The organism is Shewanella sp. 10B (assembly GCF_023475885.1).
Taxonomy (GTDB): Bacteria; Pseudomonadota; Gammaproteobacteria; order Enterobacterales; family Shewanellaceae; genus Shewanella; species Shewanella mangrovisoli.
Genome location: NZ_JAMDJO010000002.1, coordinates 79,793 through 94,879, shown reverse-complemented (window position 1 = coordinate 94,879; position 15,087 = coordinate 79,793). Strand labels below are relative to the sequence as shown.

Here is a 15,087-nt window from a genome sequence, read left to right as displayed (position 1 = left end):
GATGGAAAATACTGCATCGCAATCTTCTGTTATTACGGCAAAATTGCCTGACAGTCTGGCCCGTAAGCTATTGCTTAAAGCATTAGAAAATCTCCCCCATGGCTGCTTAACCTTAGTGGAGGGCGACAAGAGCTATCGTTTTGGTGAGCATCACAGTGATTTACATGCCACCTTGGTGGTGAAGCATCCGAGCTTCTATCGCCAAGCGATGTTTTCGGGCTCCATTGGCGCCGGTGAAAGCTATATTCAAGGCCATTGGACTAGCCCAGATCTCACTAAGGTGGTGCAACTGTTTGCCCGCAATCTTCCCTTGCTCGATAAGATTGAAGCGAAATTCGGTTGGCTGACTTGGTCGGTTAACCGTATGAAACATTTGCTGAATCGCAACTCTCAGCAGGGATCGAAACGTAATATCTTGGCTCATTACGACTTAGGTAATGCCTTGTATGAGCAGTTTTTAGACCGCGAAATGTTGTACTCCAGCGCCCTCTATCCCGATAGCGCCGCGAGTCTGGAGCAGGCGCAGCTGCATAAACTGAAAACCATTTGTGAGCGGCTCGACCTACAACCTGGGCAGACCTTACTCGAAATCGGTACGGGTTGGGGCGCCTTAGCCATTTACGCCGCTAAGCATTATGGCGTGCATGTGACGACCACAACGATTTCGGATGCGCAATATGTCTACGCGAAAACGCGAGTCGAACGGGAAGGCTTAAGCGATAGCATCACCCTATTGACTGAGGATTACCGTAATCTCGGCGGCACCTACGACAGACTAGTGTCTATTGAGATGATTGAAGCAGTTGGCCATGAGTACCTGCCGGGGTTCTTTAAAAAGCTCGAATCCTTACTCAAACCCCATGGCCGTATGTTATTGCAGGCTATTACCATCGCCGACCAACGTTACGACAGTTATCGCAAGGGTGTTGATTTTATTCAGCGATATATTTTCCCTGGCGGTTGCTTGCCTTCTGTGCACCAAATGGTTGGACACTTGGCCAAGCGCACCGATATGCAGGTGTGGTCGATTGATGATATGGGCCTCGATTATGCCAAGACGCTGAGGGACTGGCATAACAACTTCGACCGTGCCATCGAGCAAGTGCAAGCCCTTGGCTATGGCGACGACTTTATCCGCATGTGGAAGTTTTACTTAAGTTATTGCGAAGGAGGCTTTTTAGAGCGCACCACGAGCACAGTGCATTTAGTGGCAGTGCGCCCTGACTATCGTTTACCAAATGTGGTGAGCGGTAACTAAGGTGGTGATGAGATGTCCTCTATGGCGGGAACCATACTCAATATCACAAAATATCAGGGCTTTATATTCTACAACGCCTTGAGTTTTCAGAGTGTTTGGTGGACTGGCGTGTTGTTTGGCAATAGCGCGCTGTTACTGAGTATCCCGCTGTTAGTGCTGCATTTTATGTTACTGCCGCGAGTGGAAACCGCCGCTGCTATCCCTCGGGACTTAAGCACAATGCTTAAGATTGGGTTACTCGGTATGGCGGTTGATAGCTTGCTAACGTTGGCGGGGGTATTTGAATTTTCGACTTTTCCCGCTTGGCTGGCGTGTCTCTGGTTGCATTTTGCGGTGAGTTTGCACCATAGCCTTAAGCTTATTCGCGCCTTTGCGATGGTATTGCAAGCCATTTTAGGGGCAATCTTCGGCAGCCTGAGTTACTTGGCTGGGGCTGCATTTGATGCCGTGAGCCTTCCCTATGGTGAGGGCGTTTCTGCGGTGTTTCTCGCGGTTATTTGGGCGCTGTTATTGCCTCTTTTCATCACACTCTCGCGCAGCCATAGGTCTATGGGGTGAACTTTCAGGCGTATTTATATGCTCGTTAATCCTTGTCTTGCTGGAGAAATCTGATGTCTCATCCTTCATCCATATTGTCAGTGATGTTGTTAAAAAAGCGATATCTCGGCGCCCTGTTTGGATTAATGCTGCCAGTCGCAGGATATAGCGCCACGCCAGTGGCCATCGAAAATACTATGACCTCAGGGCTGGTTGAGGTTGGCCGAGGTGAGATGGATTGGCTCTGGTTTAATGTCTATAAAGCCAAACTGATGACTACTACGGGTAAATACCAGAGTGGGATTTATCCGCAGTTATTAGACATTGAATATTATCGTGATATTGAGGCGAATGATCTGCTAGAGGCGACGGCAGATCAGTGGCGACACTTAGGCTACACCAAAGATGAGATTGCCAATTGGCTGCAATTACTCAAGGGAATTTGGCCTAATGTTGTGCCCGGCGATCATTTAAGTTTCAAACTCATCGATGCGCAGCGCGGTCAGTTCTTTTTCAATGGTCAGCCGCTTGGCGTTATCGAAGAGCCCAAATTAGCCGAAGCATTTCTGGCGATTTGGTTATCGACCAATACCAGCCGGCCAACCTTAAGGGCGCAATTATTAGGAGAAAAATCATGCGATTGCTAAAGCTTAACTGGGGTAAACCTGTTGTCTTAGGGTTGTTGATGGCCAGTCTTTTGACGAGCTGCTCCAGCGTCGATGTGAGTGACTATCGAAATACTAATCCCCCCTTAGTGTTAGAAAGCTTCTTTAATGGCCCGCTTAAGGCATCGGGCATTGTTGAGAACTTCAGTGGCAAAGTGATACGTCGGTTTAATGTCACCATGGAGGCAAGTTGGCAGGGGACGGAAGGCACCATCAAAGAATGGTTTGTCTATGATGATGGTGAAACCCAAACTCGCATCTGGCGCATTCAATCCCAAGGGGAAGGGCAATACACTGGCAGGGCTGACGATATTATCGGTACTGCGGAAGGGAAGGCGAGCGGCAGTGCGCTGCGGTGGCGCTACGATATGCTACTGCCCGTAGATGGTGATGAATACCAAGTACACTTTGATGATTGGATGTACTTAGTGAACGACAATACCATTATTAACCAAAGCGATATTATTAAATGGGGCGTCACTGTCGCCAAAGTGACCTTAGTGATCCAAAAGCGCTAGTATTTTGTTGTCGAGTTAACGGTATAGCTTGGCTAATAATCCAGCGTTTAATGCTTTAGACTGAGTGAAATAAATCAATCTTATATGAGTTTTACGATGAAAAAGCATTGGATCTTATTGGTGGTAGTCGCAAACCTTTCTTTGACCGCTTGCTCAAATATTGATTTTCGCTTTGAAGATACTTCAGAAAAGCAAGCTGAACCCAATCAACCCATTAGCGATCCTATGGTGCAGGATAATGAGCGCCGTGTTCGTGATGCGCGCGAAGATGGAAAGCTAGAGCCAAAGGATCCGATTAAATTCTAAGATTGGTAAATCTGAATAGAGTTTGAATGACTCACTAGAGTTTGGATGAATTGTGCAGCCCTTACTTTGACATAAGGGCTGATGATTCTGAAAATTAACCCGCTTGATGGCTATTGTCGACCGCCTTTTTATCGTAATACTCAAAGGGAAATTGGTTACGGATCCGCTGCTGTAGGTTGTCATTCACATTGGCAGAAATATGCAGGCGCACGCCGGAGTTTTTTTCTGCTCTGATAGTGCAAGTCAACTTTTCCGCTTTGGCCAGTTGGCGGCATTCGCGCTCGAAGCGTTCTGGGATTTTGCCTTTATGCTGAGTCATGCGACCATCTTTAAAATGCATTTCAAAAATTGTCAGTCCTTTCTTACCTGCAAAAATCAGCTTATAAACCAGAAACAAACCAATAGCGATAAAAATGAGCTTTAAAATCGTGGCTGTCATAATGCCTCCTCTCTTATGTTTATAGGACAAAGATACTCTGGAGTTATGGCTTTTAACAGTGCGCTAACACGCAATTTTTATTTGGCAATGGAATGAATTTGGCCTAGTCTTAAACTGCTCAGGAAACGTACTCCCTCAGTTAAGGAAAACGCCATGTACCTATCGAATGCAGACCGTTGGTCGTTATTGTGCAAAAAACAAATTGATATTATTGATAAATTATCTGCACAGTTTCCAGAACGAAAAGAACCGCTTAATGAGTTGACCCATGGTTGGCGGCATTTGCAACATCAAGTGCAGGCGGGGGATAGGCCGATAGTGCATGAGCTGACTAAGTAAGTCATTTAAAGTTCTGATACAAAATACAGATACAAAAAAGCCACTCACTGAGTGGCTTCATTGTTTTTTATGGTGCCGGCACCAAGAGTCGAACTCGGGACCTACTGATTACAAGTCAGTTGCTCTACCAACTGAGCTATGCCGGCGAATGGTGGTGCCCGAACCCGGAATCGAACCAGGGACACGAGGATTTTCAATCCTCTGCTCTACCGACTGAGCTATTCGGGCAACTAAACTAAGCGTTAGTTAACTACTTCAAACCGAGTGCTTAACACCCCATTCGTCCGAAGTGCGCGTATCATATAGTGCTCGCTTTCGCTGTGCAAGCCCTTTTAATTCGACTGACCAAGTATTAAACAAAAAGCGCCTTATTTAAGGCTTTATAGAGATACGAATGGTTCACTTGGCCGAACTATCAATGGGTTAATAGGATTTAGTTGTGGGATATATGAATAAAACGGCAGTGGATTACTGGCAATTTTAAAAATTTGCATCGCTAAGTATTAAGTTGCTAGTCAGTATTTTGCTTATTACTTGTTTATATGGCGATATGACCATGAAGGGGGCTTGGTAACAACCGGAACTGTCGTGAGTCGGCTAGCAGCAACTTGCATTAAACATTGAGTGGGCTCTAGCTAACTCAAATCCCAGATACAAAAAAGCCACTCACTGAGTGGCTTTTTTGTTTTTTATGGTGCCGGCACCAAGAGTCGAACTCGGGACCTACTGATTACAAGTCAGTTGCTCTACCAACTGAGCTATGCCGGCGAATGGTGGTGCCCGAACCCGGAATCGAACCAGGGACACGAGGATTTTCAATCCTCTGCTCTACCGACTGAGCTATTCGGGCAACTAAACTAAGCGTTAGTTGACTACTTTAAACTGACAACTTAATGCTGCCTCGTTCTAAGTGCGGCTATATTAGCGAGGGTGTTTATCCTCTGCAAGCGCTTTTTCCTGATAAATGATGTGTTCGACTGTTTAATGTGCACTTTGGCTGTTTTTTATCTATAAACCCGTTGGAATAGGGCTTATTTGATGCCGTAAAGTTGTTTTCCCTGTCGCGTGAGTGACCCGTTTAAGCCCCAGAATCAGCGTTAACACCATAATAGCGTTAATCTTTCTGAATTTTAGAAAGATATGAGCGATTTTTACTGATTTTAGTTTTTAATTTTCGTTTTATGATAATGACTATTATTTGATTGTGCGACTTAAGTGCATAGGTGTGGAGTAGCTATATGCTTAGAAATACTAAGTTGAATTATGGACTTATTGCTATTGCCAGCCATTGGTTGAGTGCGGTTGTGGTGATTGGACTCTTTGCTGTCGGTGTGTGGATGGTGGAATTGACCTACTACAGTGCATGGTACAAAACGGCGCCACATTGGCATAAAAGCGTTGGGATTTTGCTGCTGGTGGTAACGCTGTTTCGTTTAGTTTGGCGTTTGGTTAATCCAAAGCCTGCTCCTGAGCAAAATCACCAGACATGGGAAAAGATTAGCGCCCACATTGCCCATGGCGCGATTTACCTCTTATTACTGGTGATTATGGCCGCTGGTATTTTGATTTCGACGGCAGAGGGTCGTGGAATTATGGTGTTTGACTGGTTTGAGTTACCCGGCCTAACGCCGCTGATTGAAAATCAGGCTGATATCGCGGGGGATATTCACCAATACGCCGCCTACAGCTTGATTGCTCTGGTTTTACTGCATGCGTTAGGGGCGTTAAAGCACCATTTTATCGATAAAGATTCAACACTACTCAAGATGATTAAATTTAACCGAGGATAATATAATGAAAAAACAACTATTAGCTGCTTTGATTGGTGGGTCTTTACTGGCTCCTATGGCTGCATCAGCTGCCGATTATGTGATTGACCGCGAAGGCGCTCATGCCTCTATTACCTTTAAAGTAAGCCACTTAGGTTATAGCTATGTCGTAGGTCGTTTTAATGATTTCAGCGGTGATTTCAGCTACGACGCTAAAAATCCAACGGCAGCTAAAGTGAATGTTAAAGTGAACACCTTAAGCGTGGACTCTAACCATGCTGAGCGTGATAAACACATCCGTAGTGCTGACTTTTTAAATACGGCTAAATTTGCTGAAGCGACTTTCGTTTCTACCTCGGTTGAAGATAAAGGCAATGGTGATATGGTTATCACAGGTAACTTCACGCTAAACGGTGTGACTAAACCGTTGGCAATCCAAGCGCATGCTGTGGGTGAAGGTCAAGATCCTTGGGGCGGATACCGTGCAGGCTTTACCGGTACGACCACGTTTGCGATGAAAGATTACGGTATCAAGATGGACTTAGGCCCAGCGTCTGCCAATGTTGAGTTAGATTTAGTGGTAGAAGGTGTGCGCAAGTAACCTTAAGGTTACTGAGCTGCATTTATCAGCGAATAAAAAAGCGCCCATGGGCGCTTTTTTGCTTTCTATAGATAGGCGCTTAGGCTTATTCCTGACCCTTTTCAGGCACAAAGCCTTCAATTTCAACGTCTTTTCCTTCAAAGAGGAAAGAGGTCATTTGTTCTTCTAAAAACTTACGATCATCAACATTCATCATGTTGAGTTTCTTTTCGTTAATCAGCATGGTCTGCTTTTTCTGCCATAGGCCCCAAGCTTCTTTACTGATGTTATCAAAAATGCGTTTACCTAAATCACCTGGATACAGTTGAAAGTCTAGGCCGTCGGCTTCTTTGTTTAAATATACGCAATTGACTGTACGCGCCATGATTATTCCTTACTGACTGTCGAGGTTGCTAGCATTAGCTACGAGTGATCCCAAATTGGCTAACACGCGCTCGGTTGCGGCGGCGAGTCCCACTTTGGAAGGTTGATTGATGTTATACCAGAGAGACTGGTTTTGTTCCATGACTGCGCCCACGCTCTGCATACCCGAGATTTGCTTGTTGTAGCCATTCGCCTGGCTATCTAAATTCAGTAGCATGGGCTGAATATCTAAATGGAAATGGCTAAAGGTATGTCTAAAACCGATTAATGGTTCGAGTTGCGCGGCGTGATAACCTTGGGCTTCAAGCTCTGCATTGAGTGCGGCTTGAGTACTAAACTCGGGGAAGCACCATAGTCCACCCCAAATGCCAGCAGGCGGGCGCTTAGCCAAGAAGACTTGGTTATCTTTAAGTAAAACCAACATCCAAGCGGCTTTCTCTGGGATAGTTTTCTTCGGTTTTTTACCCGGAAAATCGGTCTGCCTGCCCATAAGTTGGGCCTTGCAATCGACAGCTACAGGGCAAGCGGCACAATTGGGTTTGCTGCGAGTACAAATACTGGCACCAATATCCATCATGGCTTGGTTATATTTTTGAATATCCTGCTCAGGCGTTAACTGCTCGGTTAATTGCCAGAGTTGTTCTTCCACAGGTTTTTGACCGGGCCAGCCCGCAATCGCGCCATGTCTTGCTAATACGCGCTTAACATTACCATCGAGGATCGGATGATGTTGCCCAAGTGATAGGGATAACACAGCACCTGCTGTCGAGCGACCAATACCTGGCAGCGCTAACACTTGTTCAAAGTCTGTTGGAAATTGCCCCTGATACAAATCGCGAACCATCTTAGCGGCTTTATGCAGATTGCGAGCTCTGGCGTAATAACCAAGGCCAGTCCAATGATGCAGTACTTCATCATCCGGCGCGTTAGCGAGGGCTAACACATCGGGGAAACGTGCCATAAAACGCTGGTAATAGGGGATAACAGTCGCCACTTGAGTTTGTTGCAGCATAATCTCTGAAACCCATACGCGATATGGGGTTTTATCTTGCTGCCAAGGGAGGGTTTTACGACCGTGGTTGTCGTACCAATTAACGATACGTGTAGCAAAGGAGGCTGTAGATTTCATCGGCGCAGTGTAGCGGGAGATTGGTTGGCAAACAAGTAACACTCCATCGAAAAATCGGCCTAGATTCGCTCTCTAGGATAATCTTGTTATACTTCGCCTCCATTAGTGCTTGCACTGTAAGTTGAACTTTGGATAATGCCCTTCTTTTTAGATGGTGTTGTCCACGAGACGAGGCAAAAATGAGCGAAGTCACTACCGCTGAATTTAATGAAGAAGGCAAGTATCTGCGTAAGATCAGAAGCTTTGTCCTAAGAGAAGGTCGTTTGACTAAAGGTCAAGCGCAAGCCATTGAGACTCAGTGGCCAACAATGGGCTTAGATTACACCCCTACACCATTAAACCTGACCGAAGTCTTTGGTCGCGAAGCCGATACCGTACTGGAAATTGGTTTCGGTATGGGCGCTTCTTTAGTACAAATGGCACAAGAAGCTCCTGAGCAGAACTTTATCGGTATTGAAGTCCATAAGCCTGGCGTTGGTTCATGCTTAAGTGACGCAGCCGCCGCTGGCGTGACTAACCTTCGCGTGTATCACCATGATGCAATGGAAGTATTAGAACATGCAATCGCCGATGGCAGCCTTGCGCGGGTGCAATTGTTCTTCCCCGATCCTTGGCATAAAAAGCGCCACCACAAGCGTCGCATCGTGCAGGCGGAGTTTGCTGAGCTTATCCGTCGTAAACTGAAAATTGGCGGCGTGTTCCATATGGCAACCGACTGGGAAAACTACAGCGAGCATATGCTGGAAGTCATGAATGCGGCCAATGGTTACAAAAACCAATCCGCCGATGGTACCGTGGTGCCGCGCCCAGATCATCGTCCACTGACTAAATTTGAAGCTCGCGGTCATCGCCTCGGCCATGGCGTGTGGGATCTGATGTTTGAGCGTATCGCTTAACATCTTTTATTGATTTTATTTTTTAACACAACGGGGAAAATCACTATGGCAAAGAATCGTAGCCGTCGTTTACGTAAGAAAATGCGCGTTGATGAATTCCAAGAGTTAGGTTTTGACATTACTTGGACCTTCGATGCATCTGTCTCTGAAGCCGATATTGATGCAACAGTCGATAAGTTTATCGATGAAGTCATTGAAGCCCGTAAGTTAGGTTTCCACGGCGGTGGTCATATCGAGTGGGAAGGTATTATTGCTACCCAAACTATCGGTAAGTGCACCGAGGAAGATGTTGCTGCAGTGAAGGCATTCTGGGCGGGTCAAAAAGTGACTCAACTCGAAGTTAGCGATCTGTACGATATCTGGTGGAGTTAATGCCAGAACAGGCGTTATTAGAGGAAGTGGTCGACAAAGTTCGACCCTTGCTCGGCCAAGGAAAGGTTGCTAATTATATCCCTGCGCTCGCCAATGTTGATGCTGGTAAATTGGGCATCGCCGTGACCACAATCGACGGTGAAACCATAGGCGCGGGCGATTACCTTGAGCCATTTTCAATTCAAAGTATTTCTAAAGTTTTCAGCTTAACCTTAGCGCTAACTTTATATGAAGAAACCGAAATTTGGAGCCGCGTCGGCAAAGAACCCTCGGGACACTCCTTCAATTCATTAGTCCAAGTTGAACTCGAGCGGGGAAAACCTCGCAATCCCTTTATTAATGCTGGCGCGTTAGTCATCGCCGACTTATTACAGAGCCGTTTAGGGGCACCTAAGCATCGGATGTTGGAATTGGTCAGGGCGCTGAGCCAAAACGATAAAGTCTGTTTCGATAAGCAAGTCGCGGATTCTGAATATCAGCACAGTGCACGTAATGCGGCCATCGCTTATCTAATGAAATCCTTCGGCAATTTTCAAGGCGATGTCGATACAGTGCTGCGCACTTATTTTCATTATTGCGCCTTAAAAATGAATTGCGCCGACCTCTCACGGGCGATGTTGTATTTAGCCAACCGCGGTAAAACCTTAGACGGCACTGAGCTTATTTCGCAGGTACAGACGCGGCAGTTAAATGCCCTGTTAGCAACCTCTGGCTTGTACGACGGTGCCGGTGAGTTTGCCTATCGTGTTGGTATGCCGGGTAAAAGCGGTGTCGGTGGCGGCATTATTGCGGTGATCCCTGGAGAACTCTCGGTCTGCGTTTGGTCTCCCGAATTAGACAATCAAGGTAACTCCCTCGCGGGGACGGCTATGCTTGAGCATCTTAGCCAGCGTCTCGGACGTTCAATCTTCTGATTTAACTCTTTTATTAGCACTGTTAGGCTAACTATTAGTGAAATTCACTAATCTGCTATCGGTGCTAATTTTTATAACTCCTTACTAATCATGTTGTTATAAAGTTGGCATGTCTTCTGCTATTCGTCTTTTAGCATGTTAGCTTAGTCGAATCCCTCAGATTAAAGGATGAACAACAATGAAGATAAATACGCTATTAACTGGAGTGGCATTATCGGGCGTTATTTTAGGCGCTTCTGGCTTGCAATCAGCACAAGCGAAAACTGAGCCACAAATTGATGAGCGCTGTGAGGTTTCCCTTAATTATGATGTGAGAGTCGAGCCTAAAAAATTAGTGATGAGCGAGAAGGGCGCCGAGAAGTATCGCATCGAGGTCGACAAGTTATACGTTGAAGGCAAGCAGGTAACCTTAACCGACAAACAGAAGAAACTGGTGAGCCAATATGCCGATGAGGTGTCGACTCAGGTTCCTGAAGTCATTGAATTAGTGAATGAAGCGGTTGCACTGGCCTCTCAAGCTGTGAGTATGGCATTAACGCCACTGATGGGTGATGCCGCAGGCGCAAAGTTTGATGAGATGATGGCGGGCGTGCAGAAGCGTGTCGATACCGTAGCCTACAAACAGGGCGATAGTTTTTACCTTGGCGCGACCGAAGAGTCGATGCAAAACACCTTTAACGATGAATTTGAACGGGAAATGGAGCAAATCGTACAAAACTCCATTGGCACTCTGATGATGAATATCGGCGGTCAAATTCTTGCGGGCGACGGTGAATCCTTCGAAGCCAAGATGGACGCATTCTCACAAAAAATGGACAGATTAGGCGATGATATTGAGCAGCAAATTGAGTCCCAGTCTAAGGGGATTGAAGCGAAAGCCGACCGTTTATGTGACCGTTTTGAAAATCTGCTCGTGCTTGAAAATCAACTGCGTAAAGAAGTGCCAGAGTTAGCACCCTATGTGTTGACGCAAAACACGCACCGTGAATTACGTGAATAGTGCTTGCAAGGGTAGTTAAGGTCTAAATGGGTTTGAACCAGGTAAAGCCGACCTAACTGACACTATCAATGCCGTGATATAAATGATAAAGCCCCAGTACGTTAAGTATCTGGGGCTTTTTCTTGATTCATTTTAGCCAAGCCGATTGATATTAATCTGATTGCTTGCAGCTATTTACTATGGAATATTACATTCTAAAGACTAATGTTTGGTATACTCTTAAAATATAATGAAAAGCTGGCAATTCAGTCAGATAGAACACTCTACTTTAGCGGACTTTTTCGGGCTAAATCTCTACAACTAACCCAATTGCTGTGAGATATTAAGGCATTGAGGGATGCTTTGAGGCATTTGTGCTGCATTCCTATGCTATTCCGAAAGTTAATATCACTGTCGAAACTGCTTAAGGCGACTTTCCATGTTAGAACTGTTAGAACCTATTGCGATTTTTACTCATGTGGCCAGAGCTGGTAGTTTTAGTGCCGCCGCAAGAAGGCTTGGGATCTCTAAATCTAAGGTCAGTACGCAGGTCGCCGATCTCGAGCATAGACTCGGTGTTCAACTGATCCAGCGTACCACTCGAAGCTTAAGTCTGACTGAAGCTGGACATTTGTTATATCTGCAAGGTGAAGAGTTGCTCCGCGATGCCGAACAGGCCATTGCTAGCGTGCATAACTTAAACGATGCCACCCGCGGCGTATTAAAGGTGGGGATTTCCCAGTCCTTTGGCGCTATGCATATCATTCCCGCACTGCCATCATTTATGGCCAAACACCCTGAGCTCGAGCTGCAAGTCAGCTTATTAGATCATAAGGTCGATGTGGTCAGCGAAGGTTTAGACCTATTGTTGACTATGTCTGAGCAGCTTCCTCTCGGTATGGTGGCGCGTCCTTTGATGAAGTGTCAGTTCCTCCTCGTTGCCTCCCCTGATTACATTGCGAAACATGGTGAACCGTCGCGCCCTGAACAATTGGTCGACCATAACTGCTTGGTCTATCAAGGTGAGTGGCATGAGCACAGCATGTGGCAGTTTAAAAAGGGCGATGATTACTGTGAGATAGGTGTCTCTGGTAACTTTAGAGTGGATAACGCTCCAGCATTAAAATCAGCTGCGATCAGTGGCTTAGGGGTTGTATATCTGGCCAGTTACTTGATGGAAGATGAAATCGCTAAGGGCACCTTAGTGCCGCTGCTGAGGGATTGGCAACTGACTCATCATTTACCGCTACAGGCCGTTTACCCACGCCGTAAACACTTAGCGCCTAAGGTGAGTGCTTTCATTGAGTTTATTAAAGATCACATTGGTAACCCGCCTTATTGGGACATTCCCTATGCAGAACTCTTCAGTGAACGTCAGTAATTTTGGAAACATTGTTCTTAAAATGCGTTTAATGCATTTTTAGGGAGTTTGATGGTTTTAAAATTCATTTAAAATCAATCAGCTGAGTCGTGACTGGCTTGTATTTTAGTTTGGTTTTTTAGGGTTATCTAAAACAGCTTTTTAGTAGGTGTATTGAAGTCTGTTCTTAAATGAATACAATGGTTGCCAGATGATTCGGAATGACCTGAGTCCTACACTTATACTGGAAATGACCCCTTTTGGTATTAGCGTACAGGTTGGCAGCAATGCAGTTTCGGATCACAGCCAGCAGAAGTTTGCGAACTAAAACAATGTTGGCTTTTAAACCATCATCCTAGTTTTTGGTTTACCTCAGCTCATTAGGCTGAGGTAATTTTTTTCTGATGGTTGAGTGCGGGAACGAGTTTTGTCTCTCTGTACCCTAAAGTCACACCGAGTGTTAAGTGCATGCTTAATACATCAAATATAGTGACCCACAGTGAGATAGGGTTTTATGACCTAGCCGGTAATAAATCCAATAAAAAAGCCACTTAATAGTGGCTTTTTTATTGGCTGCGATTTAACTATTTTATTGGCAAGGCGTTCAAGGGAGGCTAGCGTTAGCCTCCCACGGTTTCAAGCTTAGGCTTTGTTAACACTAGCAATCCATTGATCGACTTGCTCTTCCAGTACATCTAAAGGCAGCGCGCCATTTGCCAAGACTAAAGTATGGAAATCCCGGATATCAAACTTATCACCCAGTTGTTTTTCCGCCTTGTGTCTCAGTTCGAGTAACTTAATCATCCCAACTTTATAGGCAGTAGCTTGCGATGGCATAACGATATGACGTTCGACCATTTTCTTCGCATCGGATTTTGCGTTAGGGGTATTATCGACGTAATAAGCTATCCCTTGTTCGCGGGTCCATTTTTTGGCGTGGATCCCGGTATCGACCACTAAACGACAAGCTCGCCATAACTCCATCGCCAGTCGACCAAAATCGGAGTAAGGGTCAGCATATAAGCCCATCTCCTTCGGGAAAGACTCACTGTAGAGCCCCCAACCTTCGATATAAGCGGTATAGCCACCAAACTTACGGAACTTAGGAATATCCTTTAGCTCCTGTGAGATAGCGATTTGCATATGGTGGCCAGGGATCCCTTCATGGTAAGCCAGTGCTTCCATCTGGTATTTGGGCATGGCTTTCATATCGTAGAGGTTGGCATAGTAGCTGCCAGGGCGAGAGCCATCGGGCGCCGGTTGTTCATAAAAGGCTTTACCCGCAGATTTCTCCCTAAAGGCTTCAACCTGTTTGACTATCATGGCCGCCTTAGGCTTGACCTTAAAGACTTCATCCAAGCGTGAGCGCATATTATCGATAAGCTTGGTTGCATCGGCTAAATATGCCGCTTTGCCTTCGGCGGTATTTGGATAATAGAACTGCGGATCATCGCGCATAAAGGCAAAGAACTCTTGCAAGGTGCCGTTAAAATTCACCTTTTTCATAATGGCGCGCATTTCATTATGGATGCGCTCCACTTCGGCAAGACCAAGTTGATGGATTTCATCCGCCGTCATGTGGGTAGTCGTGGTGCGCGCAAGGGCATTGTTATAAAACGCCTCGCCGTCGGGGAGTTTCCAAACCCCATCGCGGGTATCGGCCTTGGCTTCTAAGGTTTTGATATAGGCGATAAGCGTCTTGTATGCGGGCTCAACTTGGGACACTAGCGCTTTTTCTGCATCGGCAATAAGCTGGGCTTTTTCTGCTTCAGTGATGCTGAGTGCGCTCACTTTTTTGCGAAAATCCGCCAACAAGGCACTGTCTTCGCCTTTATCGAAGGGGGCGCCTTTAATGATGTTTTGGCTGTCAGAAATCACGTAACCAAACACAAATTTAGGGGTAATAATGCCTTTATCAGCGCGCACTTCTAGCGCCTGTTGCAGTTGGCTTAGGCGTTTGGGCACGCCATTTAAGCGGCTGATATAGGCCTTAGCATCGCTGACATCGGTGATCTGGTGTTGATTAATCAGGAAGGAGGCGATTATCGAGTGGCCACCATGCATCTGATTCACTGGGTAGTTATGGTAGCGCCACTGGTAGTCTTTGATATCGTTATTCAGGTTTTGGGTGAGTAACGTCAGGCTTAGGCGAGTTTGTGGGTCAAGCTTACTCGCATCCAGTTGATTCACTTCGGCTAGCTGTTTCTTGGTTCGCGCCAACTCACGGGCATCCGCTTCATCGCCAATGTCATCCCACTTATCATAGTCCTGCTTTATACCCATATAGGTTTGCGCAATGGGGCTTGCCATGATGTTTTCCATGAAGATGGCTTCAAACAAGGCGTTGGCTTTTTCTGACTCGCTTTGGGCAGCAACACTTGCACTGGTCACATTATGTGAGTCACTTAAGGTGGGCACCGCATAGGAAGGCAGTGCTAGCAGGGAGGAGAGGGTAAATGCGACTAAGCTGATGTTCGTTTTTATTGGCATGATCAGGCTTCCTTAACAATGTTCAGGCAATTCTAAAGAAGCAGGGGAAAAATGTATGAATATAAATGTTAGAAAATGTGTTAGCCATAAAAGATATCTCATTGAGAAACCTAGGCTAACACATTATTTATATAGGAAATTTAATCAGCGAA

Annotated in this window: 17 protein-coding genes and 4 tRNA genes; 13 read left to right on the top strand and 8 right to left on the bottom strand. The window is 45.8% G+C overall.

Translation table 11 applies throughout. The features are described from left to right. Position 1 precedes the first annotated feature (1 nt). From M0415_RS07890 to M0415_RS07870, 5 genes are all read left to right on the top strand, one after another. Entirely contained in the window at positions 2 to 1,258 is a 1,257-nt protein-coding gene (locus M0415_RS07890) for an SAM-dependent methyltransferase (protein WP_088212083.1), read from the top strand. 12 nt (positions 1,259 to 1,270) lie between these two features. Beyond that, positions 1,271 to 1,816, top strand: a complete 546-nt coding sequence (locus M0415_RS07885) for a DUF2878 domain-containing protein (protein ID WP_088212082.1) — start codon at positions 1,271 to 1,273, stop codon at positions 1,814 to 1,816. A gap of 53 nt (positions 1,817 to 1,869) precedes the next feature. Further along, positions 1,870 to 2,442, top strand: a complete 573-nt coding sequence (locus M0415_RS07880) for a chalcone isomerase family protein (protein ID WP_088212081.1) — start codon at positions 1,870 to 1,872, stop codon at positions 2,440 to 2,442. Beyond that, positions 2,430 to 2,978 (top strand): DUF3833 domain-containing protein, encoded by a 549-nt coding sequence (locus M0415_RS07875; RefSeq protein ID WP_088212080.1) that lies wholly within the window; start codon positions 2,430 to 2,432, stop codon positions 2,976 to 2,978. The genes M0415_RS07880 and M0415_RS07875 overlap by 13 nt, the downstream gene beginning before the upstream one ends. Positions 2,979 to 3,074: 96 nt before the next feature. Continuing rightward, positions 3,075 to 3,284, top strand: a complete 210-nt coding sequence (locus tag M0415_RS07870) for a hypothetical protein (protein WP_088212079.1) — start codon at positions 3,075 to 3,077, stop codon at positions 3,282 to 3,284. 94 nt (positions 3,285 to 3,378) lie between these two features. Here the strand turns inward: M0415_RS07870 and M0415_RS07865 are convergent, their stop codons facing one another. After that, complete coding sequence (locus M0415_RS07865) at positions 3,379 to 3,723, bottom strand: DUF3634 family protein (protein WP_088212078.1); 345 nt, start codon at positions 3,721 to 3,723, stop codon at positions 3,379 to 3,381. 153 nt (positions 3,724 to 3,876) lie between these two features. Between M0415_RS07865 and M0415_RS07860 the strand changes: the two genes are divergently transcribed. Continuing rightward, positions 3,877 to 4,062 carry a hypothetical protein gene (locus M0415_RS07860; RefSeq protein ID WP_011716270.1) on the top strand — a complete coding sequence of 62 codons (186 nt, stop codon included), beginning with the start codon at positions 3,877 to 3,879 and terminating at the stop codon, positions 4,060 to 4,062. Positions 4,063 to 4,132: 70 nt separating this feature from the next. On the opposite strand, the gene M0415_RS07855 is transcribed toward M0415_RS07860, so the two are convergent. From M0415_RS07855 to M0415_RS07840, 4 genes are all read right to left on the bottom strand, one after another. Next, positions 4,133 to 4,208 (bottom strand) — tRNA-Thr (locus M0415_RS07855). A 6-nt stretch (positions 4,209 to 4,214) separates the two neighbouring features. Beyond that, positions 4,215 to 4,290: transfer RNA gene (locus tag M0415_RS07850), tRNA-Phe, on the bottom strand. 464 nt (positions 4,291 to 4,754) lie between these two features. Further along, positions 4,755 to 4,830: transfer RNA gene (locus tag M0415_RS07845), tRNA-Thr, on the bottom strand. Between the two features lie 6 nt (positions 4,831 to 4,836). Then, positions 4,837 to 4,912 (bottom strand) — tRNA-Phe (locus tag M0415_RS07840). 388 nt (positions 4,913 to 5,300) lie between these two features. Here M0415_RS07840 and M0415_RS07835 point away from each other — a divergent pair. Both M0415_RS07835 and M0415_RS07830 read left to right on the top strand, forming a co-directional pair. After that, positions 5,301 to 5,852 carry a cytochrome b gene (locus M0415_RS07835; protein ID WP_088212077.1) on the top strand — a complete coding sequence of 184 codons (552 nt, stop codon included), beginning with the start codon at positions 5,301 to 5,303 and terminating at the stop codon, positions 5,850 to 5,852. Between the two features lie 4 nt (positions 5,853 to 5,856). Beyond that, complete coding sequence (locus M0415_RS07830; protein ID WP_088212076.1) at positions 5,857 to 6,432, top strand: YceI family protein; 576 nt, start codon at positions 5,857 to 5,859, stop codon at positions 6,430 to 6,432. Between the two features lie 85 nt (positions 6,433 to 6,517). On the opposite strand, the gene M0415_RS07825 is transcribed toward M0415_RS07830, so the two are convergent. Together M0415_RS07825 and mutY are read right to left on the bottom strand one after the other, a co-directional pair. Then, positions 6,518 to 6,796 (bottom strand): oxidative damage protection protein, encoded by a 279-nt coding sequence (locus tag M0415_RS07825; protein ID WP_088212075.1) that lies wholly within the window; start codon positions 6,794 to 6,796, stop codon positions 6,518 to 6,520. Between the two features lie 9 nt (positions 6,797 to 6,805). Further along, complete coding sequence (mutY, locus tag M0415_RS07820) at positions 6,806 to 7,924, bottom strand: A/G-specific adenine glycosylase (RefSeq protein ID WP_088212074.1); 1,119 nt, start codon at positions 7,922 to 7,924, stop codon at positions 6,806 to 6,808. A gap of 179 nt (positions 7,925 to 8,103) precedes the next feature. On the opposite strand from mutY, the gene trmB reads away from it, so the two are divergent. From trmB to M0415_RS07795, 5 genes are all read left to right on the top strand, one after another. Next, positions 8,104 to 8,820, top strand: coding sequence for a tRNA (guanosine(46)-N7)-methyltransferase TrmB (gene trmB, locus M0415_RS07815; protein WP_088212073.1), 717 nt, complete (start codon positions 8,104 to 8,106; stop codon positions 8,818 to 8,820). A gap of 45 nt (positions 8,821 to 8,865) precedes the next feature. Then, on the top strand, positions 8,866 to 9,192 hold the full coding sequence (locus M0415_RS07810) for a YggL family protein (RefSeq protein ID WP_011621970.1): 327 nt from the start codon (positions 8,866 to 8,868) through the stop codon (positions 9,190 to 9,192). Beyond that, the gene (glsB, locus tag M0415_RS07805) at positions 9,192 to 10,106 is read left to right on the top strand and encodes a glutaminase B (RefSeq protein WP_011621971.1); all 915 of its coding nucleotides are present in this window, start codon (positions 9,192 to 9,194) and stop codon (positions 10,104 to 10,106) included. The genes M0415_RS07810 and glsB overlap by 1 nt, the downstream gene beginning before the upstream one ends. A 178-nt stretch (positions 10,107 to 10,284) precedes the next feature. Next, positions 10,285 to 11,106, top strand: coding sequence for a YggN family protein (locus M0415_RS07800; protein WP_088212072.1), 822 nt, complete (start codon positions 10,285 to 10,287; stop codon positions 11,104 to 11,106). A gap of 418 nt (positions 11,107 to 11,524) precedes the next feature. Further along, entirely contained in the window at positions 11,525 to 12,466 is a 942-nt protein-coding gene (locus tag M0415_RS07795) for a LysR family transcriptional regulator (protein WP_011625622.1), read from the top strand. A gap of 621 nt (positions 12,467 to 13,087) precedes the next feature. On the opposite strand, the gene M0415_RS07790 is transcribed toward M0415_RS07795, so the two are convergent. Beyond that, positions 13,088 to 14,935: a DUF885 domain-containing protein gene (locus M0415_RS07790; protein WP_088212071.1), complete on the bottom strand. Its 1,848-nt coding sequence runs from the start codon at positions 14,933 to 14,935 to the stop codon at positions 13,088 to 13,090. Positions 14,936 to 15,087 lie beyond the last annotated feature (152 nt).